At 67.8% G+C, this 20,401-nt stretch carries 18 protein-coding genes; 9 read left to right on the top strand and 9 right to left on the bottom strand.

What is annotated here, in order from left to right; genetic code table 11:
- The first annotated feature begins 57 nt into the window (after positions 1–57).
- From BN1263_RS19585 to BN1263_RS19570, 4 genes are all read left to right on the top strand, one after another.
- The gene (locus BN1263_RS19585) at positions 58–255 is read left to right on the top strand and encodes a zinc-finger domain-containing protein (protein ID WP_005410967.1); all 198 of its coding nucleotides are present in this window, start codon (positions 58–60) and stop codon (positions 253–255) included.
- Between the two features lie 15 nt (positions 256–270).
- Positions 271–1,386, top strand: a complete 1,116-nt coding sequence (locus tag BN1263_RS19580) for a glycosyltransferase (protein ID WP_058983554.1) — start codon at positions 271–273, stop codon at positions 1,384–1,386.
- Entirely contained in the window at positions 1,367–2,698 is a 1,332-nt protein-coding gene (locus tag BN1263_RS19575; protein ID WP_058983552.1) for an O-antigen ligase family protein, read from the top strand. The genes BN1263_RS19580 and BN1263_RS19575 overlap by 20 nt, the downstream gene beginning before the upstream one ends.
- 202 nt (positions 2,699–2,900) lie before the next feature.
- Entirely contained in the window at positions 2,901–3,350 is a 450-nt protein-coding gene (locus BN1263_RS19570; RefSeq protein WP_058983550.1) for an REP-associated tyrosine transposase, read from the top strand.
- Between the two features lie 42 nt (positions 3,351–3,392).
- Here BN1263_RS19570 and BN1263_RS19565 read toward each other — a convergent pair whose 3' ends face one another.
- Positions 3,393–4,310 (bottom strand): LpxL/LpxP family Kdo(2)-lipid IV(A) lauroyl/palmitoleoyl acyltransferase, encoded by a 918-nt coding sequence (locus tag BN1263_RS19565; protein ID WP_058983548.1) that lies wholly within the window; start codon positions 4,308–4,310, stop codon positions 3,393–3,395.
- 60 nt (positions 4,311–4,370) lie between these two features.
- On the opposite strand from BN1263_RS19565, the gene waaA reads away from it, so the two are divergent.
- Positions 4,371–5,669: a lipid IV(A) 3-deoxy-D-manno-octulosonic acid transferase gene (gene waaA / locus BN1263_RS19560; RefSeq protein ID WP_058983546.1), complete on the top strand. Its 1,299-nt coding sequence runs from the start codon at positions 4,371–4,373 to the stop codon at positions 5,667–5,669.
- A 225-nt stretch (positions 5,670–5,894) separates the two neighbouring features.
- On the top strand, positions 5,895–7,121 hold the full coding sequence (locus BN1263_RS19555) for an APC family permease (protein WP_058983544.1): 1,227 nt from the start codon (positions 5,895–5,897) through the stop codon (positions 7,119–7,121).
- A 66-nt stretch (positions 7,122–7,187) separates the two neighbouring features.
- Here the strand turns inward: BN1263_RS19555 and BN1263_RS19550 are convergent, their stop codons facing one another.
- From BN1263_RS19550 to BN1263_RS19540, 3 genes are all read right to left on the bottom strand, one after another.
- The gene (locus tag BN1263_RS19550) at positions 7,188–8,546 is read right to left on the bottom strand and encodes a TolC family outer membrane protein (protein WP_005419128.1); all 1,359 of its coding nucleotides are present in this window, start codon (positions 8,544–8,546) and stop codon (positions 7,188–7,190) included.
- 16 nt (positions 8,547–8,562) lie between these two features.
- Complete coding sequence (locus BN1263_RS19545; protein ID WP_019662052.1) at positions 8,563–9,210, bottom strand: protein-L-isoaspartate O-methyltransferase family protein; 648 nt, start codon at positions 9,208–9,210, stop codon at positions 8,563–8,565.
- A gap of 135 nt (positions 9,211–9,345) precedes the next feature.
- Entirely contained in the window at positions 9,346–10,026 is a 681-nt protein-coding gene (locus BN1263_RS19540; protein WP_019662051.1) for a TetR/AcrR family transcriptional regulator, read from the bottom strand.
- Positions 10,027–10,143: 117 nt separating this feature from the next.
- Between BN1263_RS19540 and BN1263_RS19535 the strand changes: the two genes are divergently transcribed.
- Both BN1263_RS19535 and BN1263_RS19530 read left to right on the top strand, forming a co-directional pair.
- The gene (locus BN1263_RS19535) at positions 10,144–11,274 is read left to right on the top strand and encodes an efflux RND transporter periplasmic adaptor subunit (RefSeq protein ID WP_058983542.1); all 1,131 of its coding nucleotides are present in this window, start codon (positions 10,144–10,146) and stop codon (positions 11,272–11,274) included.
- A 4-nt stretch (positions 11,275–11,278) separates the two neighbouring features.
- Positions 11,279–14,440, top strand: a complete 3,162-nt coding sequence (locus tag BN1263_RS19530; RefSeq protein WP_058983539.1) for an efflux RND transporter permease subunit — start codon at positions 11,279–11,281, stop codon at positions 14,438–14,440.
- 127 nt (positions 14,441–14,567) lie between these two features.
- On the opposite strand, the gene BN1263_RS19525 is transcribed toward BN1263_RS19530, so the two are convergent.
- Complete coding sequence (locus tag BN1263_RS19525; protein ID WP_021202147.1) at positions 14,568–15,473, bottom strand: LysR family transcriptional regulator; 906 nt, start codon at positions 15,471–15,473, stop codon at positions 14,568–14,570.
- Positions 15,474–15,590: 117 nt separating this feature from the next.
- On the opposite strand from BN1263_RS19525, the gene BN1263_RS19520 reads away from it, so the two are divergent.
- A complete protein-coding gene (locus tag BN1263_RS19520; RefSeq protein ID WP_019662047.1) occupies positions 15,591–16,364 on the top strand; it encodes an SDR family oxidoreductase in 774 nt (257 codons plus the stop codon).
- A gap of 141 nt (positions 16,365–16,505) precedes the next feature.
- Here the strand turns inward: BN1263_RS19520 and leuB are convergent, their stop codons facing one another.
- Genes leuB through BN1263_RS19500 form a run of 4 tightly spaced genes read right to left on the bottom strand, consistent with a single transcriptional unit; the run spans position 16,506 to position 20,393 of the window.
- Entirely contained in the window at positions 16,506–17,567 is a 1,062-nt protein-coding gene (gene leuB / locus BN1263_RS19515; protein WP_058983538.1) for a 3-isopropylmalate dehydrogenase, read from the bottom strand.
- Positions 17,557–18,135, bottom strand: coding sequence for a 3-isopropylmalate dehydratase small subunit (gene leuD, locus BN1263_RS19510; protein WP_058983536.1), 579 nt, complete (start codon positions 18,133–18,135; stop codon positions 17,557–17,559). The genes leuB and leuD overlap by 11 nt, the downstream gene beginning before the upstream one ends.
- Positions 18,135–19,553 carry a 3-isopropylmalate dehydratase large subunit gene (gene leuC / locus BN1263_RS19505; protein ID WP_021202143.1) on the bottom strand — a complete coding sequence of 473 codons (1,419 nt, stop codon included), beginning with the start codon at positions 19,551–19,553 and terminating at the stop codon, positions 18,135–18,137. Before leuC ends, leuD begins: the two co-directional genes overlap by 1 nt.
- A 60-nt stretch (positions 19,554–19,613) precedes the next feature.
- Positions 19,614–20,393: a class I SAM-dependent methyltransferase gene (locus BN1263_RS19500; protein ID WP_058983534.1), complete on the bottom strand. Its 780-nt coding sequence runs from the start codon at positions 20,391–20,393 to the stop codon at positions 19,614–19,616.
- Between the last annotated feature and the right edge of the window lie 8 nt (positions 20,394–20,401).

Below are 20,401 nucleotides of genomic sequence, written 5' to 3'. Positions count from 1 at the left end.
CAGGGCGGCCCGGATGCTAGAATCACAGGCCTCGCAACCCGTTCATCGACATCCGCCATGAGCCATACCGCCACCGCGCCCGCCAACGCCGAGAAGCGCTACACCGTGCATCGCAGCGATCTGCCGTTGAGCTGCCCGACCCCGGAAATGGCGCTGTGGAACTCGCATCCGCGCGTGTACCTGCCGATCGAGGACGAGCCCAATGGTGAAGCGCAGTGCCCGTACTGCGGGTCCGTGTTCGTGCTGGCCGACTAAACGGCGGCCCCTTCGATGCGCCGATTGACCGTGGTGCAGTTGCTGCCGGCGCTGCACTCCGGTGGTGTCGAGCGCTCGACCCTGGAAATCGCTGCGGCCCTGGTTGCCGCCGGCCATCGCGCGCTGGTGGTGTCTGCCGGCGGCCGCCTGGTGCAGCCGCTGCTGGACAGCGGTGCCGAGCACCTCACCCTGGATATCGGCCGCAAGTCGCTGCTGACCCTGCGCCATCTGCCGACCCTGCGCCGGCTGTTTGCCGAAGTTGGTGCGGACATCGTGCATGCCCGTTCGCGGCTGCCGGCCTGGCTGGGCCTGTACGCGATCCGCGCCATGCCCGCCGCACAGCGCCCGCATTGGGTGACCACCGTGCACGGGTTGAACTCGCCCAGCCGCTACAGCGCGGTGATGACCAGTGGCGAACGCGTGATCTGCGTGTCCAACACCGTGCGCGACTACGTGCAGCGGCACTATCCGACGGTTCCCGAAGCGAAGCTGCAGGTGATTCCGCGCGGCGTCGATGTCACACAGTTTCCGCGCGTGGCCCGCGCCGACCGCCGGCCACGACTGGCGCTGGCAGCCGACTACCCGTGGCTGGCGCAGGTTGGGGGCCCGCTGCTGCTGCTGCCGGGGCGGGGCACCCGGCTGAAGGGACATGCCCATGCGCTGCAATTGCTCGCCGATGTACGTGCAGCTGGTGTGCCGGCACAGCTGTGGATGCTGGGCACCGATGAACCGGGCCGCGAAGCCTACGTGGCCGACCTGCGCCGGCAGGCCGCTGCCTTGGGCGTGACCGACGCCGTGCAGATCAGCACGCCGACCGCGCGCATCGCCCAGGCCTATGCGGCCAGCGATCTGGTGCTGCAGCTGTCGGACAAACCGGAATCGTTTGGCCGCACCGTGGTCGAGGCGCTGTCGGTCGGCCGTCCGGTGCTGGGCTGGGATCATGGTGGCGTCGGCGAACTGCTTCGGCAGCTGCAGCCCGCTGGCGCGGTGCCGCTGGGCGATGCACGCGCGTTGGGTGAACGTGCGCTGGCCCTGCTGGCGCAGCCGCCGTCCTTGCCGACCCGCATCCCGTTTACGCTGCAGGCCATGCAGCGCGATACCCTCCGCCTCTATGCCGACCTCGCTGGCTGACTCCGCCGTCACCGTGCGCGACGACCGCGCCGGGCGCTGGGCGCCGTGGTGGGTGCTGACGTACGTAGCGCTGTGGCCATTGCCGGGCATCGCGGAGACCGTGCTGGGCCTTGGCGCGGTCTACGCCGCCGTGCGCATGGTCATGCGCCGCCTGCAGCGCCGCCCGCATCTGTTGAGCACGGCAGCGTGGGCGCTGACCTCCATCCTGTTCCTCGGCTATTGGCTGCCGCAGGCGTTCTCGGCGTTTGATGCAATCGATCCGGCAGCGTCGTGGACGAAGGCGGCTGCCGGCCTGCGCTACCTGCCCTTCATGTGGCTGGTGGCGATCGCGGTGGCCACGCCGGAACGCAGGCGGCTGACCTTCGGCGGCCTGGCGCTGATCACCGGCGCATGGACGCTGGATGCGCTGGTGCAGGCGCTGGCCGGAACCAGCCCGTGGTTCTGGTCGCTTGAGCAGCTGAAGCTTGCGGTAAGTGGTCACGCGTTGTGCCCGGCCACTGAGGCGGCCGTGGTCGATCGCCTCAGTGGCGCACTCGGGCCGTGCAACCTGAAGTTCGGCCAGGTCCTGGCCAGTCTCTCACCGTTCCTGTTGTTGCCGCTGGCGCGTCGCTTTGGCAATCCGGGTTGGGTACTGGCCGCGGCGGCGCTGGGCTGCGTGCTGCTGCTGGCCGGCTCGCGCGCGTCGTGGATCACCTTCGCGCTGGTGCTGGCCTACAGCGGCGTGCGCCAGTTCGGTGTGAAGCGGATGCTGCTGCTGGCGCTGCTCGGCGTGCTGGGCGCCGGCGTGCTCACCGCGGGCGTGCCGCAGCTGCGCGAACGCCTTGCGCGTACCGCGATGGCGTGGGATGGAAGCGAACGCGGTGTCGACGAGGCACTGTCGGGGCGCGCGCGTATCTGGGAAGCCGCCGTCTGCATGATCGAAGAACACCCGTTCAACGGCGTCGGCGCACGCGGTTTCCGCGATGCCTATCCCGCCTGCGTGGCCGAAGAGGGGCTGGCGGTATGGGGGGATGCTCCCGCCCTGCACGCGCATCAGATCGTGCTGGAAATCCTGGCAGAAACCGGGGTGATCGGCCTGCTGCTGTGGCTGGCAGCCGTGGCCCAGGCCTGGCGGGCCTGGCGCTATGCACCGGCGGCCGCGCGTGACCGGGCCCGCCCTGCGATGCTGGCGCTGGCGGTCACCGTGTTTCCGCTCAACACGCATCTGGCGTTCTATTCCGCGTTCTGGGGCGGCCTGACCGTGCTGCTCGCTGCCTTGTTCGCCGGCAGCCTGCTGGCGCGGGAATCGGACGACGCGCCACCGCTGCTGTGATCGTCCATCCACGCATGGCGTGGCTCTACTGCACGTACCGAACGAATGTCGCCGCGGTGGATCCACGCCATGGCGTGCATGGGACGATCATCGGGCGCATGTCGCCATAGTAGATCCACGCCATGCGTGGATGGGGCTTTCCCGACGCAAATGCGCGCCAACCTCCACTACCCGTGCCTCCGTGTGTATCGCACGCTGGGCCATGGCCAGCCCCAGACTCCGCTACGGTCGGTATTCCCGAACCGGCAACGTCTACTCATTGACCACGGCAACCCTTGGCCGTGAACCGTTATTCGCCGATGCGGCGAACATGGCGATCCTGATCGACACCCTGCGCCTCGTCGAGCGTAGGGGCTTCAGCCACAGTCTCGCCTGGGTGGTGATGCCTGACCATCTGCACTGGCTGATGGAACTGCGCAGTGGAACCCTGGCCGGGTGCATGTCCCTTCTGAAGTCACGCAGCAGCAGGTTGCTGAACCGGCGGCTGGAGCGGCAGGGCGCGCTGTGGCAGCACGGCTATCACGACCATGCAGTGCGGACCGACGAATCGCTTCACGAGAAGGCAATGTACATCCTGGCCAATCCAGTCCGTGCGGGCCTGGCGTGCGTGGTGGGGGAATACCCGTACGCCTGGTGCCGCTGGCCGTTGTGAATCACGGAACGGAATCGAAGAGCATCCACGCATGGCGTGGCTCTACTTGTAAAAATCGCTCCGCCCACCCGGCTGGCGCTTGAAACGGCGGTGGATCCACAGGTACTGGTCGGGTGCCTCGCGCACCATCGCTTCGATGGCCTGGTTGACCCGCGTGGTATCGGCTTCCACATCCTCGCTGGGAAAGTTCTCCAGCGGCGCGCCGATCTTCAGGAAGTACTTTCCGCCCTCGCGGCGGTGGAAGTACGGAATCACCGCGCAGCCGGTCATGCGCGCCAGCTGGTGGGTGGCCGTAATAGTGGACGCGGTATGGCCGAAGAACGGGACGAACACGGTGTCCTTGCCACGCATGTCCTGGTCCGGCGCATACCAGAGAAAGCCGCCCTTCTTCAGGTGGCGCACGGTCGCGCGGATGTCCTCGTTGGCGAACATCGCCTTGGCATAGCGCAGGCGGCCGAACTTCACCGCCCACTCGTACACCGGGTTCTTGTGCTTGCGGTACATGCCTGAAAGATCGACGTAGTCGCACAGCAGGCGGCCGCACATCTCCAGGGTCATGAAATGGCCGGACACCAGCAGTACGCCGCGGCCTTCGGCCTGCATCCGCCGCAGATGTTCCAGGCCTTCGATCTGCACCTGTGGGCGGATGCGGTCGATGCTGCCCCACCACGCGCGGATGCACTCGAACACGCCCACACCCAGTGCGTCGAAGCTGTCGCGCACCAGGCGCTGGCGCCAGGCTTCGTCCTTTTCCGGGAAACACAGCCGCAGGTTGACTTCGGCGGCGCGACGGCGGCTGCCGAGCAGGCGCCAGCTGATCCAGCCCACGCCACGACCGAGCGCACGCTGCAGCATCCACGGCAGGCGGGCGATGGCGAAGGCGCCGAGCATGGCGGCGAACATCGGCCAGTTGCGGGGATCGCGCAGCGACGGACGGACGGCGGTGGTGGCATCGGACATGGCGCCATTCTACCAACCCGGCAGCGTGTCTTTCCCGGGGGGCTCCCGTATCCTTGCCGCATGCGCAAAGACCCTGCCGAATGGATCCTGCGCGGCCTGTACTCGGCCGTGCTCTACATCCTGCTGCCGATCACCGTGTACCACCTGGTCTGGCGCGGTTTCCGGGTCCGTGAATACTTCCGGCGCTGGGACGAGCGCTACGCCTCGTATCCGCAGCCGACCGGCCAGCCGCGGGTCTGGCTGCATGCGGTCTCGGTGGGCGAGGTCAATGCCGCCGCGCCGCTGGTGAATGCCCTGCGCCAACAGCGTCCGGACATCCGCTGGGTCATCACCACCATCACGCCGACCGGTTCGGAGCGCGTGCGTGCGCTGTGGGGGGACGCGCTGGACCACGTCTATCTGCCGTACGACGTGCCGGGCAGCGTCAACCGCTTCCTCGGCCACTTCCAGCCCAGCCTGGCGCTGATCCTGGAAACCGAGCTGTGGCCGAACATGCTGTTCGGCTGCCGCGACCGCCATATTCCGGTCTATATCCTCAACGCCCGCCTGTCTGCGCGTTCGCTGCGCGGTTACCGGGTGCTGGCGGCGCTGATCCGCCGTGCGCTGCGCACGGTCACCTGCGTGGCCGCGCAGTCGCAGGACGACGCCGCGCGCTTCGTGCAGCTGGGGGCGGCGCGGGAACAGGTGCAGGCCTTGGGCAACCTCAAGTTCGATATCGCCACGCCGGATGTGCAGGGCTTCGTCGAGCAGTTCCACGCCTGCGTGCCCGCCGGGCGCCCGGTGTGGATCGCGGCCAGTACCCATGATGGCGAGGAGCAGGCGGTGATCGACCTGCATCGGCGCCTGCGCCAGCAGCACCCCGACCTGTTGTTGCTGTGGGCGCCGCGGCACCCCGAGCGCTTCCCGAAGGTGGAGGCGCTGGCGCGCGAGCAGGGCTGGAGCGTGGCGACCCGTCGTGCGAAGCAATGGCCCGAGGCCGGCACGGATGTATTCGTCATCGACACCCTGGGCGAGCTGATGCCGTTCTATGCCTGCGCGCAGGTTGCCTTCGTCGGCGGCAGCCTGCAGCCGATCGGTGGCCACAACCTGCTGGAACCGGCGGCAATGGGCACTGCGGCTGTGACCGGCCCCCACCTGCACAACTTCGCCGAGATCTCCCGCCGCATGCGTGAGGCCGGTGCCTTGCTGATCGGCGATGACGTGCAAGCGGTGGGTGACCTGCTGCAGCACCTGCTCCAGGACCCGCAGGCGCGCGAGGACATGGCGCGGGCAGGCTGCACGTTGATCAGCAATGGCCGTGGCGCTTTGCAGCGCACGCTGGCCCTGGTCGCGCCACATCTGCCGCCGCCGCGCGGCTGAGTCCACCGACCGCACAGGCCTGCGCCCAGTCCGTCGACTGACGTGATCGACTGCATCAATTCTGCTTAGCGGGCGGAGTTTTGTCGCGACAGAACCGGGTGCGCGTCGCTGGGCGTGTCTGCGGTCACATCGCGGCGTGCACGGCAAGGATTCTGATACCGCCCTTCGGCGCAGGCTGCCAGCCTGCTGTCGACCGCGCCTGGACGGATATCAAGGGAGCTTGCGATGGATGGGGGCAGCAGGCCGGAGGGCATCGGTGATGCCCGGCCCGGCATGGAGCATCTTGCAGTGGTGGCGCTGACGCTGCTGCTGGGGGGCAATGTGGTCGCGCTGATCGGCCAGCACACGGCGGCCGAGGCTGGGCCGGCCATCGTGCTGAGCCTGTTGCTGGCCGCACTGGGTACGATGCCACTGCTGTATTGCCTGCACGCCCTCAACCAGCAGCTGCCGGCTGTCGATGGCCTGCAGGGAGTGTTGCGTGCGTGCTGGGGCCGGGCATCCGCCGGTGTGCTCGGCGGCGCGCTGTTGTTGGAACTGGTGGCGACCATGGGTGGCGTGGCGCAATCGCTGGCCCGTCATCTGCGTGCACTGCTGGCCTATTGTGGCGTCGAGGCCGACTACGCGGTGCCGGGTCCGCTGATGGCCAGCCTGGCGGTGCTTCTGATTGGTGTGGTCGGGTTGCTGCCGTGGCGACGAATGGTTCTGGTGGCGTGTGCGCTGTTGACGATGAAGATCGGGACCGGCCTGCTGCTGGTGGCACTGGCAGCCCGTTACATGCACTACGCGCACTGGATTCCCTGGCTGCCGGAGGCGACGGCTCCCTATCGCTTTGGGCTTGGTGGTGTATTGGCGGCGAGCGTGCCGCTGCTGGGTGCGTTCGCCAGCGTGGGCCTGGCGGTTGGATTTCCCGGCTTGGGCGGGCAGGTGAAGGCGCGCCAGTCGCGGCTGCTGGCGGGCATGCTGCTGCTGGCCATGCTGTTGCTGATCGTGGTCGCTGCATTGCAGGCCGGGCTGGTCGAGTTCCCTGCATTGGACAGCACGCGACCGCTGGCGGTAGCCCTGCAACCGCACCCGCAGCTGCAGTGGCTGATGCCGTTGCTGCCGCTGGCCGGCGCGGCCGGATTGGCCGCGCTGCTGCTGGTGCTGCTGCGGGTGGGCCTGTGCTTGGCGATGCAGCTGTGGCCGGCACGGCATGACGAAGCAATCGGCATGCATGTGCGGGCGGTGCCGGTCGCGTTGATTCTGTCAGCGGCGGTGCTGGCTTTCGGCGTGCCCGCGGGCATCCTGCCGGTGCTGCCCGGCCCGGTCGTGCTGGTGGTGATGGCCGCCCTGTGCCTGGCCGTACTGCGCGGGCAGTCACCGTTGGCACGTGGCCTTGCGCTGCTGGCGCCTGTGGCCGCCGGACTGTGCATGCTGGCCGCCATCGGGTGGCTGCGGGCCTGGCCCGGCTGATGGCCGTGCATCGCGCACAAAAAAGCCACCCTCGCGGGTGGCTTTTCGTTGCCGGCAGGCGACGGCTCAGTGCGTCGTCGTTGCCGGATTGCCCGCGTCCTGGGTCAGCAGGCGGTTCACGTCCTGCAGCTCGGCCACGTCCAGTGCACCCAGCGACTGGCTCAGCAGCAGGCGGTTCTGCAGGAAGGTGTAACGGGCCTGGGCGTAGTCCAGCTGCGCCGAGAACAGGATGCGCTGGTTCTGGATCACATCCAGCACGGTACGGGTGCCGACCTCCAGGCCGACCTGCGAAGCGTCGTACGCGCTCTGCGCCGAGACCACCGCCAAGCGGCGGGCTTCCACTTCGCTGATGCCCTGCACCAGGGTCTGGTAGGCATTGCGGGTATTGCGGTCCAGGGCACGCTTCTGCTGCTCGTAGCCGTCCTGGGCGATGTCACGCTGGGCCAGCGCCTGGCGCACGCCGGACTGGGTGGCACCACCGGAGAAGATCGGCACGCTCAGGGTCAGGCCGATGCTGTTGGTGCGTGCGTCCGGCGACAACGAGCCGGCGCCGGTGCTGTCGCCCCAGGTCGCGCTCTTGCCCCAGCTGCCGCCCAGCGACAGGGTCGGGTAATGGCCACCGCGGGCAGCCTGCACGCCAGCTTCGGCCGCACTGACCTTCAGCTCCTGCGCCTTCAGCGCCGGATTCTGGGTGGTGGCCTGCTGCACCAGCTCATCGATGTTGCCGCGGTTGGCCGGCACTTCCGGGCGGAAGTCCGCCGGCAGGCCACGCAGGTTGGTCACCGGCTGGCCGGTCAGTTCGGTCAGGGCCTGGTAGTTATCGGCCAGGGTGTTCTGCGCAATGATGGTGTTGGCACGCGCCTGGTCGTACTGGGCGCGTGCTTCGTGCACGTCGGTGATCGGCGCCAGGCCCACTTCCAGGCGCTTGTCGGCGAAGTCGAACTGCTTCTTCGCGGCCGCTTCGTTGGTCTGCGCGGCGTTCAGCGATTCTATCGCCACCAGCACGTTGAAGTAGGCCGCCGAGGTGCGCACGATCAGGTTGTCGTTGGCCGATTCGAGGGTGAAGTCCGCCGCCTTGCTCAGCTCACGCTGCGAGCGCAGGTTGTTGATCTGGGTCCAGTTGAACAGCGTCTGGCTGCCGTCGATCGTGTAGGTGCGGCGCTTGTTGGTGAACGAGCCGGAGTTGGCGTCGGCGTTCGGCTCGCTGCGCGTGCGGTTCAGCGCGGCCTGGCCGTTGATCTGCGGCAGCAGGGCGGCACGCGCCTGCACGGCGCCTTCCTTGTCGTACAGCCGGGTCGATTCGGCGGCCGACAGCTGCGGATCGCCGTTGCGGGCCATTTCGTAGACCTGCAGCAGGTCGGCGGCATGGGCGGACAACGGCAGCAGGGCAGTGGCCAGCGCAACAGCGAGGGATCGGCGGATCATTGCGGCTTCCTTGGACTCAGAGGTGGAACTGGGGGGCCGGGGCGGCACCACGCAGGTAATCGATATCGGTCTCGAACAGGGACTCGGAGCTGCCGTCGGCCTTGACCAGCAGGGCCTCCATCGCCGGCGAGCGGCCGTGGATCACGAACAGGCGGCCACCCGGACGCAGCCACGAGGCGAACTGTGACGGCACCACGTCGACCGCACCAGTGACACAGATCACGTCAAAGCGGCGTTCGGTCTGCCAGGACAGGGCATCGGCCACTTCCACGCGGACGTTGCTGCCCAGGCCGGAAGCGTCCAGGCGGGCACGCGCGGCGGCGGCCAGCTCCGGGTCGATTTCCAGGCTCAGCACATCGCGCGCCAGCGCGCCGATGCAGGCGGCCAGGAAGCCGCTGCCGGTGCCGATTTCCAGCACTTCGTCACCCGGCTGCAGGTCCAGCGCCTGCAGGGTACGGCCCTCGATGACCGGCTTCATCATCTTCTGGCCGTGACCGATCGGCAGTTCGACATCGGCGTAGGCCAGTGCCCGGTGTGCATCGGCGACAAAAGCCTCGCGCGGCAGGCGGGCCAGGACGTCGAGCACCTTGATGTCCAGCACGTCCCAGGGACGGATCTGCTGTTCCACCATCAGTTCGCGGGCGTGGGCGTAATCAATCGTCATGAGGTTCAAATCCAGCGCAGTGGGCCGGCCATTTTACCGGTGCCGGAGGCCGGCGGCGCGCCCAGAGCATCAGCTGCCGGGGGCCGGGGTCGCAGTGCCGGAAGTCATCGCGACCTCCGGTTCGTTCAGTTTTGGTTATTCAGCCGTTCCGGCCCCTCGCGGCGCGTAGGCGCGCAGGAAGAAGTCGATGCTGGCGGTCACGTGGGCAAGAGGGTCGCACTCCACCGGTGACAGCGGCATGCCGCACATCATATGCATGTGCACTTCGCCCTTGACCAGGGTCAGGAACTGCTCGCCAGCCAGCGAATAGTCGGTGATTTCCAGCTCGCCGCGCTCGGCGCGTGCCCGCAGGAAGTCAGCCAGGGCCTCGCAGGTACGTTCCGGTCCTGCCTTCCAGAACAGCTCGCGCAGGCGTTCGTCGGTCTCCGGCGCCATCATCATGCGCTGGATCGAGATCGCCGCGTCGGAGGTGATCAGTTCGAAGAAGGCCAGACCGATGCCGATCAGCTGGTCGCGCAGCGGGCCGTCCGTGTCGGCCACGAACAGGGCATCGGGCAGCATTTCAATGCACTTTGACTGCACGGCCTCGGAGAACAGGGTCTCCTTGTCGCCGAAGTGGCTGTACACGGTCAGCTTCGAGACGCCGGCCTGGGCGGCGATGGTGTCCATGCTCACGCCGGTATACCCCTGTTCGATGAACAGTACCTTGGCTGCTTCAAGGATCGCCGCGCGCTTGCCCAGATCCTTGGGGCGCCCGGGTCCGGCGGCCTTGGCAGCAGGCTTGGCCGACGGCTTGCGGGAAGTGGAAGAACTCATCGCAACAATACTAGACCAAGCGGTTCGATATTTATACTATACCGGCCGGTTTATTAAATTGGGCCGGCAGTCGCGGCTCCCCCTTGTTGCAACCCTGCGTTTTCAGGACGTTGACCGATGAAGATCGTGCGCTGGATGGGCGGTATGGTGTGGGTGGCTGCGCTGGCAGCCTGTTCGGGGCAGGAACAGGCGCCGCAGGCGGCCGTGCCGGTACTGGTGGTTCACCCCGGCGAACAGGCCGGACAGGCGCCGGCGGCGTTCCCGGGCACGGTGCGTGCCCGCCAGGAAAGCCCGCTGTCGTTCCGCGTCGGCGGCAACCTGGTCAAGCGCCATGTCGATGCCGGGCAGCGGGTAAAGAAGGGCGACGTGCTGGCCGAGCTGGATGCAGCCGACTTCGCATTGCAGGCCCGCGCTTCGCAGGCGCAGCTGGCCGCAGCTGAAGCCGACCTGGTGCGTGCCCGCGACGACCTCAAGCGCTACCAGGTGCTGGCCGACCAGCAGCTGGTCAGCCGTTCGCAGCTGGACCAGCAGTCCGCCGCCTTCAAAGCGGCGCAGGGTCAGGCCAACGCCGCCCGCGCCAACCTCGATGTGCTGCGCAACCAGGCCGACTACGCGCAGCTGCGCGCACCGGCTGACGGCGTGATCGCCAGCCGCGAGGCCGAGGCTGGGCAGGTGGTGTCCGCCGGACAGACCATCTTCAACCTGGCCGCCGACGGTGGCCGCGAAGTGCTGATCGACCTGCCCGAAGCCACCATCCGCGACTACGCGGTCGGCCAGCCGGTCGAGGTGGAACTGTGGAACCGCCCGGGGCAGCGCCTGCCGGGCACGATCCGCGAGATTGCCGCCGCCGCCGATCCGCAGGCACGCACCTACGCGACGCGGGTCAGCCTGGCCGCCGATGCGCTGGCCGATGTCGAGCTGGGCCAGAGCGCGCGCGTCTACAGCAGCGCCGGCCGCCACGGCACCCTGCAGCTGCCGCTGGGCGCGCTGCAGCGCGGTGCCAATGGTGCTGCCAGCGTGTGGGTGGTCGATCCGGCCAACAGCACGTTGAAGGCCGCCGCGGTCACCACCGGTGCCTACGGCAGCGAGACGGTGCCGGTGCTGTCCGGCGTGGGGGCCGGTGACTGGGTGGTCGCCGCAGGCGGCCACCTGCTGCGCGCCGGCCAGCCGGTGATCGCCGTGGACCGGCAGAACCGGCCGGTGCTGAAGCCGGCCACGCCGGCCGCTTCCGCCAAGGCCAGGGAGTAAGCCGGTGCGCCGCTTCAATCTTTCCGAGTGGGCGTTGTCCAATCGCCCGCTGGTGCTGTTCGCGATGCTGGCGTTCGCGCTGATCGGCGCGTGGTCGTACAAGCATCTGGGCCAGTCCGAGGATCCGCCATTCACGTTCAAGGCCATGGTGGTGCGCACGCTGTGGCCGGGCGCCACCGCCGAACAGGTCTCGCGCCAGGTGACCGAGCCGATCGAGAAGGCGCTGATGAACACCGGTGAGTACGAGTTCATCCGCTCGTATTCGCGCCCGGGCGAATCGCAGGTCATCTTCATGGCGCGCGACAGCCTGCGTTCCAGGCAGATCCCGGACCTGTGGTACCAGGTGCGCAAGCGCGTGGGTGACATCCGTCCGACGCTGCCGCGCGAGATCGTCGGCCCGTTCTTCAACGATGAGTTCGGCGATACCTACGGCAACATCTACGCCTTGACCGGCAAGGGCTTCGACTACGCGGTGATGCGCGACTACGCCGACCGCATCCAGCTGGAACTGCAGCGCGTGCCCGACGTCGGCAAGATCGACCTGGTCGGCCTGCAGGACGAGAAGGTCTGGATCGAGCTGTCCAACACCCGCCTGGCCACGCTGGGTGTGTCGATGCAGCAGGTACAGCAGGCGCTGGCCGACCAGAATGCGGTCACCGGCACCAGCTTCTTCGAGACCGCCACCGATCGCGTGCAGCTGCGCGTGACCGGCCAGTTCAACGACATCGAAGCAATCCGCCAGTTCCCGATCCGTGCTGGCGACCGCACCGTGCACTTGGGCGACATCGCCGAGGTCAAGCGCGGCTTCGCCGATCCGGCGTCGCCGAAGATGCGCTTCATGGGCGAAGAGGCGATCGGCCTGGCGGTGGCGATGAAGGATGGCGGTGACATCCTCAAGCTCGGCGCCAACCTCGATGCCGAGTTCCAACGGCTGCAGAAGACCCTGCCGGCCGGCATGCAGCTGCGCAAGGTGTCCGACCAGCCGCAGTCGGTGGAAGAGTCAGTCGGCGAGTTCGTGCAGGTGCTGACCGAGGCGGTGGTGATCGTGCTGCTGGTCAGCTTCTTCTCGCTGGGCCTGCGCACCGGCCTGGTGGTGGGCGTCACCATTCCGCTGGTGCTGGCGATGACCTTCTTCGTCATGCACTACTTCGACATCGGCCTGCACAAGATCTCGCTGGGCGCGCTGGTGCTGGCGCTGGGCCTGCTGGTGGACGATGCGATCATCGCGGTGGAGATGATGGCCACCAAGATGGAGCAGGGCTACGACCGCCTGCGCGCGGCCAGTTTCGCCTGGGAATCGACTGCGTTCCCGATGCTGACCGGTACGCTGATCACCGCGGCTGGCTTCCTGCCGATCGCCACGGCGGCATCGAGCACCGGTGAATATACGCGTTCGCTGTTCCAGGTGGTGACCATCGCGCTGGTGGTGTCGTGGATCGCGGCGGTACTGTTCATTCCCTACCTGGGTGACAAGATGCTGCCGGACCTGTTCAATCCGCAGCCGCCCAAGCCGGGCAGCCTGCCCGCGCGCTGGCATGCCAAGCGCCAGCAGTGGGCCGACCGCTACCCGGCGCTGGCCAACCTGATTGCGCCGCCGCAGCATGGGCACGACCATGATCCGTACCAGCGCCCGTTCTATCGCAGTTTCCGCCGCTTCCTCGATACCTGCCTGCGCCATCGCTGGTGGGTGATCGCCGCGACCATCGCCCTGTTCGTGTTCTCGCTGATGATGTTCCGCTTCGTGCCCCAGCAGTTCTTCCCGGACTCGACCCGGCCGGAGCTGATGGTGGACATCGAGCTGGCCGAGGGCGCCTCGCTGCGCTCGACCCAGGCCCAGGCCGAGAAGCTGGAAAAGCTGCTGTCCCGCCGCGAGGGCATTGCCAACTACGTGTCCTATGTGGGCACCGGTTCGCCGCGCTTCTATCTGCCGCTGGACCAGCAGCTGCCGGCGACCAACTTCGCCCAGTTCGTGGTGTTGGCCAAGGACATCAAGGCGCGCGAGAGCACCCGCGACTGGCTGCTGCACGAGGTGATCCCGAAGTTCCCGGACGTGCAGATGCGCGTGACCCGCCTGGAGAACGGACCGCCGGTCGGCTATCCGGTGCAGATGCGCATCTCCGGCGAGCACATCGAGAAGGTGCAGGCGATCGCGCGCCAGGTCGAGGCCAAGGTGCGGGAGAACCCGCACGTGATGAACGTCAACCTGGACTGGAGCGAGCCGAGCAAGGTGGTGCGCCTGGTGGTCGACCAGGAGCGCGCCCGCGCGCTGGGCGTTAGCAGCGCCCAGGTCAGCCAGTTCCTGTCCAGTTCGTTGGCCGGGCAGTCGGTGAGCGTGTATCGCGAAGGCAATCGTCAGATCGAGATGCTGCTGCGCGGGCCGGCCGATGAGCGCAACCAGCTGGAGCTGCTGTCCAGCCTGTCGATGCCCACCGCCAACGGTGGCAGCATCACGCTGTCGCAGGTGGCGACGATGGAGTACGGCTTCGAGGACGGCATCATCTGGCACCGCAACCGGTTGCCGACGGTGACCGTGCGCGCCGACATCAGTGATGGCATGCAGGCGCTGGACGTGGTTCATCAGATCCTGCCCACACTGGATGGCATCCGTGCCGAGCTGCCCAGTGGTTACCTGCTGGAAACCGGCGGTACCGTGGAGGATTCGGCGCGTGGCCAGAACTCGATCAAGGCCGGCATGCCGCTGTTCCTGGTGGTGGTGGCCACGCTGCTGATGCTGCAGCTGCGCAGCTTCTCGCGTGCAGCGATGGTGCTGGTGACCGCGCCGCTGGGCATCATCGGCGCGACCCTGTTCCTGCTGCTGTTCCGGGCGCCGTTCGGCTTCGTCGCGCTGCTGGGCACGATCGCACTGGCCGGCATGATCATGCGCAACTCGGTGATCCTGATCGACCAGATCCAGCAGGACATCGATGCCGGGCATGACCGCTGGCATTCGATCATCGATGCCACGGTGCGCCGTTTCCGCCCGATCGTGCTGACCGCGCTGGCGGCGGTGCTGGCGATGATTCCGCTGTCGCGCAGCGCGTTCTACGGCTCGATGGCGATCTCGATCATGGGCGGCCTGATCGTCGGTACGGTGCTGACGCTGGTGTTCCTGCCGGCGCTGTATGCGGCGTGGTTCCGGGTGAAGCCGGACGAATCCGGGGCGTAACGCCGACCGGGGTCGGATCCCTTTTCCTCCGGGAAAAGGGTCTGGCCCCACCCATGCCGGTTGGTCCCTTCCCAGGTGGGGGCCAACCTTGGTTGGCACGGATGCCCCATCCACGCATGGCGTGGATCTACTGCAGCTGCAGGCCGGCCCTCAAGACCGGCAGCAGCCATTCGATGAACACCTGAACACGCTGCGCGCGGTGTTGCCGATGCGGTTGCAACAGCGTCACCGGCAAGGGCTGCGCCACGTGCTGTGGCATCACCTCCACCAACGCGCCGGATTGCAGTTCGGCCTGCACGTCGTAGCGCGGAATCTGCAGCAACCCCAACCCCGCCACACAGCACGCAATCGATGCCTCGGCGCTGTTCACCCGCACCCAGCCGGGCATCGGCAGCGTGCGCAGTTGGCCACCGTCCTGCCACTCCCACGGTTCCACCCGTGCCGTGGTCGGCGACGCGTAGTTCACCGCGCGGTGCTGCGGCAGGTCGGCAGGATGCTGCGGCATGCCGTGTTCGCGCAGGTAAGCGGGCGCGGCGACGTTGACGAAGTCGAGCTGGCCCAGCGTGCGCGCCACCAGGCTGGAATCGCCCAGTTGACCGACCCGCAGCACCGCATCGCAACCGTCCTCGATCAGGTTTACCGCGCGGTCGGTCATGCCCAGGTCCACTTCCACCTGCGGATACTGCGCGAAGAATTCGGGCAGCGCCGGTGCGATGATGCGGCGGCCGATGCGGCTGGGCACGTCGATCTTCAGCAGACCGACCGGTTGCGCATCGTCTTGACGGAACAGCGATTCGGCGTCCTCGACCTCGGCGATCAGGCGCAGGCAGCGGGCATGGAACACGTCGCCATCATGGGTGGTGGACACCCGGCGGGTTGAGCGCTGCAGCAGACGGGTGCCAAGCCGCTGTTCGAGCTCGGCCACCGCCGCCGAAACGGTCGAGCGGGGCAGGCCGAGCTGGTCGGCGGCGCGGGTGAAGCTGGCGCACTCCACGACCCGGGTGAAGATGCGGAAGCGATCGATCCGGTCCATTGTTCGCTGGCTCTGGAAAGTTAAGTCAATGTGGCGGGCTTTATCCGCTTTTTCTGCACGATATCGTCGTCAGGGCAGGGTTGCCACCCCGGGTAACCCCCTCCCGAGACCGAAGCCATGACCGAGCATTCCCTCAAGGGCAAGACCGTGCTGATCGCCGGTGGCGCCAAGAACCTGGGCGGCCTGATCGCCCGCGACTTCGCCGCACAGGGCGCCAAAGCCATCGTCATCCACTACAACAGTGCCGCTACCCAGGCCGATGCAGAAGCGACTGTAGCCGCAGTGCAGGCCGCCGGCAGCAAGGCGGTGGCCCTGCAGGGCGACCTGACCTCGGCGGCAGCGATGGAGCGCTTGTTCGCCGATGCCGTGGCCGCAGTCGGCCGTCCCGACATCGCCATCAATACGGTCGGCAAGGTATTGAAGAAACCGCTGCTGGACATCAGCGAAGCGGAGTACGACGAGATGAGCGCGGTCAACGCCAAGGCGGCGTTCTTCTTCCTCAAGGAAGCCGGCCGCCACGTCAACGACGGTGGTCGCATCTGCACCCTGGTCACCTCATTGCTGGGTGCCTACACGCCGTTCTATTCCAGCTACGCCGGTACCAAGGCGCCAGTCGAGCACTTCACCCGCGCGGCGTCGAAGGAGTTCGGTGAGCGCGGCATCTCGGTGACTGCGATCGGGCCCGGCCCGATGGACACGCCGTTCTTCTACCCGGCCGAGAGTGCCGATGCGCAGGCGTACCACAAGACCGCGGCCGCGCTCTCGGCGTTCACCCGCACCGGGCTGACCGACATCGCCGATATCGTGCCGTGGATCCGCTTCCTGGTCACCGATGGCTGGTGGATGACGGGGCAGACCATCCTGGTCAATGGTGGGTACACCACCAAATAATGCAGCCACGCCTGGCGTGGATCTGCAGCGCGACATTCGAACGATCCACGCATGGCGTGGATCTACAGTAGAGCCACCCCATGGGTGGCTGCGCACAATGACCAAAGGGAGAGGCGCCACGCATGGAGTGGCGCCATCGGATCAGTTGAGTTTGGCCAGCACCGCATCCGTGGCCGCGGCGGTACTCACCGCCTGGCCCTTGGCGGCCAGATCGGCGGTGAACACGCCATCGTCCAGCACGGCGTGCACTGCAGCTTCCACCGCCGCAGCCTCGGCTTCCAGGCCCAGCGAATGGCGCAGCAGCATCGCCGCGCTGAAGATCGTTGCGTACGGATTGGCGATGCCCTTGCCAGCGATGTCCGGGGCCGAACCATGGATCGGCTCGTAAATGCCCACCGCACCCGGCTCGCCCAGCGAGGCCGACGGCAGCAGGCCCAGCGAACCGGCCAGCATCGAGGCTTCATCGGTGAGGATGTCGCCGAACATGTTCTCGGTCACGATCACGTCATACTCGCGCGGCTTGGCCAGCAGGTGCATGGCCATCGAATCGACCAGCTGGTGCTCCAGCGCAACGTCCGGGAACTCCTCGCGGCCGATGCGCGCGGCCACGTCACGCCACAGGCGCGAGGTCTCCAGCACGTTGGCCTTGTCCACCGAGGTGACCTTGCCACGCCGCTGCTGGGCCAGGCGGAAGGCACTGCGCAGCACGCGTTCGATCTCGGCCACCGTGTAGCGGCACAGGTCGCTGGCGCTGTCGGCGTCGCGGGTCTTGTCGCCGAAGTAGATGCCACCGGTCAGTTCGCGTACCACCACGAAGTCCACGCCCTGCAGCAGCTCGGCCTTGATCGGCGAGGCGTGCAGCGCGGCTTCATGGGTACGCACCGGGCGCAGGTTGGCATACAGGCCCAGTGCCTTGCGGATTGCCAGCAGGCCCTGTTCCGGACGCACCTTGGCGTTCGGGTCGGACCACTTCGGGCCGCCGACCGCGCCCAGCAGCACCGCCTTGGCGGCCTGGCAGGCTTCCAGGGTCGACGCCGGCAGCGGTTCACCGTGGCGGTCGATGGCAACGCCACCGATGTCGTGCTCGCTGAAGGTGAAGGTGTGGTTGAAGCGCTCGGCGACGGCCTTCAGGACGGCCACTGCCGCGGCGGCCACTTCCGGGCCGATGCCATCACCGGGCAGGACAACAATTTCAGCGTGCATGCTCACTCTCGTAACGTTCGATTTCAGGGACACGGCCCAACAGATACCCCAACTGGTCGACGCCTTCCAGCAGGCAGGTCTGCGAGAAGCCATCCAGCGGGAAAGAATAGACGCGGCCATCGGGCGTGCGCAGTTCGCGCGCAGCCACGTCGATGGTCAGCTCATCGTCCGGGCGCTGCATCAGCGCCTGCACGTCGGCCTCGTCCAGCACGATCGGCAGCAGGCCGTTCTTCAGCGCGTTGCCGCGGAAGATATCGGCGATCTCGCTGCTGACGATGGCACGCAGGCCCAGGTCGGTCAGCGCCCACGGCGCATGTTCGCGCGAAGAACCGCAGCCGAAGTTGCGGCCCGCCAGCAGGATGCTGCGGCCGGCGTTGTGCGGCTGGTTGAAGGCGAAGTCGGCCACCGGCGAACCGTCGGCCTGCCAGCGCCAGTCATTGAACGCGTTGCGGCCCAGGCCGGCACGCTCGGTGGTGGACAGGAACCGCGCCGGTATGATCTGGTCGGTGTCGATGTTGGTCTGGCGCAGCACCACGCTGGCCGAGGTCAGGGTACGGAAACCGGCCATCACGCCACCTCCTGCGCGAACAGTTCGCGGGTATCGGCCACGTGCCCGTTGACCGCGGCCCACGCCGCGCTCATCGGCGAAGCCAGCAGGGTGCGCGAACCGGGGCCTTGGCGGCCCTCGAAATTGCGGTTGCTGGTGCTCACGGCCAGCTGGCCGGGCGCGACCAGATCGCCGTTCATGGCGATGCACATCGAACAGCCCGGCTCGCGCCACTCGGCCCCGGCAGCGCGCACGATCTCGTGGATGCCCTCGGCCTCGGCCTCGCGCTTGACGATCTCCGAACCTGGCACCACCAGCATGCGCACCCGCTCAGCGACACGGCGGCCGCGCAGCACCTGCGCGACCTCGCGCATGTCACTCAGGCGGCCGTTGGTGCACGAACCGACGAACACCACGTCCACCGGCGTGCCGGCCAGTGCCTTGCCGGCCTGGAAGTGCATGTAGTCCAGGCCTTTCTGTGCGGCGGCATCGTTGGCGGCGGGAATCGGCGCATCCACCGCGATGGCGGTGCCCGGATGCGTGCCCCAGGTCAGGGTCGGGCGGATGTCGGTGGCGTCGATGCGTACTTCGCTGTCGAAGCGCGCGCCGTCATCACTGCGCAGCTGCTGCCAGCGCGCCACCGCAGCCTCGAAATCGGCGCCCTTTGGGCCGCGCGGGGTGTTGGCGACGAAGTCGAAGGTGACCTGGTCGGGCGCGACCATGCCGGCGCGTGCACCGGCTTCGATCGACATGTTGCACAGGGTCATGCGCTGTTCCATGTCCATCGCTTCGATGGTGCTGCCACGGAACTCGATGACGTGGCCGGTGCCGCCGTTGACGCCGATCACGCCGATGATGTGCAGCACCACGTCCTTGGCGCCGACGCCGGGCGCCAGCGGGCCATCGACGGTGATCGCAAAGGTCTTCGCCTTGCGCTGAAGCAGGCACTGCGTGGCCAGCACATGGCCGACTTCGCTGGTGCCGATGCCGAAGGCCAGCGAACCGAAGGCCCCGTGGGTGGAGGTGTGGCTGTCGCCGCAGACGATGGTCATGCCCGGCTGGGTGAAGCCCTGTTCCGGCGCGATCACGTGGACGATGCCGCGATTGTCCGAGGCCATGTCGAACAGCTCGATGCCGTGCTCGGCGCAGTTGCGTGCCAGCGTGGCGACCTGTGCCTCGGAGGCGGCGCTGGCATAGGGTAGCGTGCCGTCGGCGGCGGCCGGCAGGGTCGGCGTGGAGTGGTCCATCGTCGCCTTGGTGCGGTCCGGGCGGCGCGGCGACAGGCCGCGCTCGCGCAGCTCGGTGAACGCCTGCGGCGAGGTCACCTCGTGGATCAGGTGCAGGTCGATGTACAGCACGGCGGGCGCGCTGTCGGATTCGGGAACCACCACGTGGGCGTCCCACAGTTTGTCGTACAGGGTGCGGGGAGCGGAAGTCATGCGTATGCCTGGCAGAAGTACGAAATAGCGAACATCAGTAAAGAAGGCGGAACGGTCAAGTCAGCGACGGCGGGGGAGCACGCGCAGCCGCACATAGTCCGCCAGCGGCTGGCCGGCGGCGTTGCGCGGCAGCTCGGCCAGCAGCGCGCTCGCGGCCTCGCGCACCGTAGCGCGTGCCTCGGCTGGCAGGTCGTCCAGCAGCGGCGCGGCGAAGACGCGCAGCCAGCCGGCCTCGCCGGTCGGCAATGCCGTTGGGCGCGGCGTGCACTCGATCAGTTGCACCTGGAAGCCATGCTGGCGCAGGCGGTCGGCGTAGGCATCGGCCGTCGGGAAGTACCACTGGAAGGCGCTGGCGCCATGGCCGTGCGCCACGCGTGCGGCCTGCACGGCCGCGATGATCGTGGCCACGTTGCCATGGCCGCCGAACTCGGCGACGAAGCGGCCACCGGGGCGCAGCGCGCGGCGTACGCCTTCCAGCACGCGGTCCGGGGTGCCCATCCAATGCAGTGCCGCGTTGCTGAACACTGCATCGAACTCGCTGTCGAACGACAGTGCGTGGCCGTCCATCACCTGGGCATCGACACCGCGCGCGCGGGCGGCGATCACCAGTTCCGGCGAGGCATCCACGCCGTGGATGCGCGCACCGCTCAGCGCCAGTTCGGTGCTGAGCACGCCATCGCCACAGCCCAGGTCGAGGATGCGCTCACCGGCGCGCGGGTCGAGCAGGCGCGAGACCGCGCCGCCGAGCAGGGGCACGAAGCCGGCATCGATCGCATAGTCCTGGGCATTCCACTGCTGGCCAGCGGCGCTGGCCGGGGTGGGGGTGTCGAAGGCGCTCATGGCGGGTT

Source organism: Stenotrophomonas thermophila, assembly GCF_001499715.1.
GTDB classification, from domain to species: domain Bacteria; phylum Pseudomonadota; class Gammaproteobacteria; order Xanthomonadales; family Xanthomonadaceae; genus Stenotrophomonas; species Stenotrophomonas hibiscicola.
This window is presented reverse-complemented; position numbering and strand designations above follow the sequence as displayed.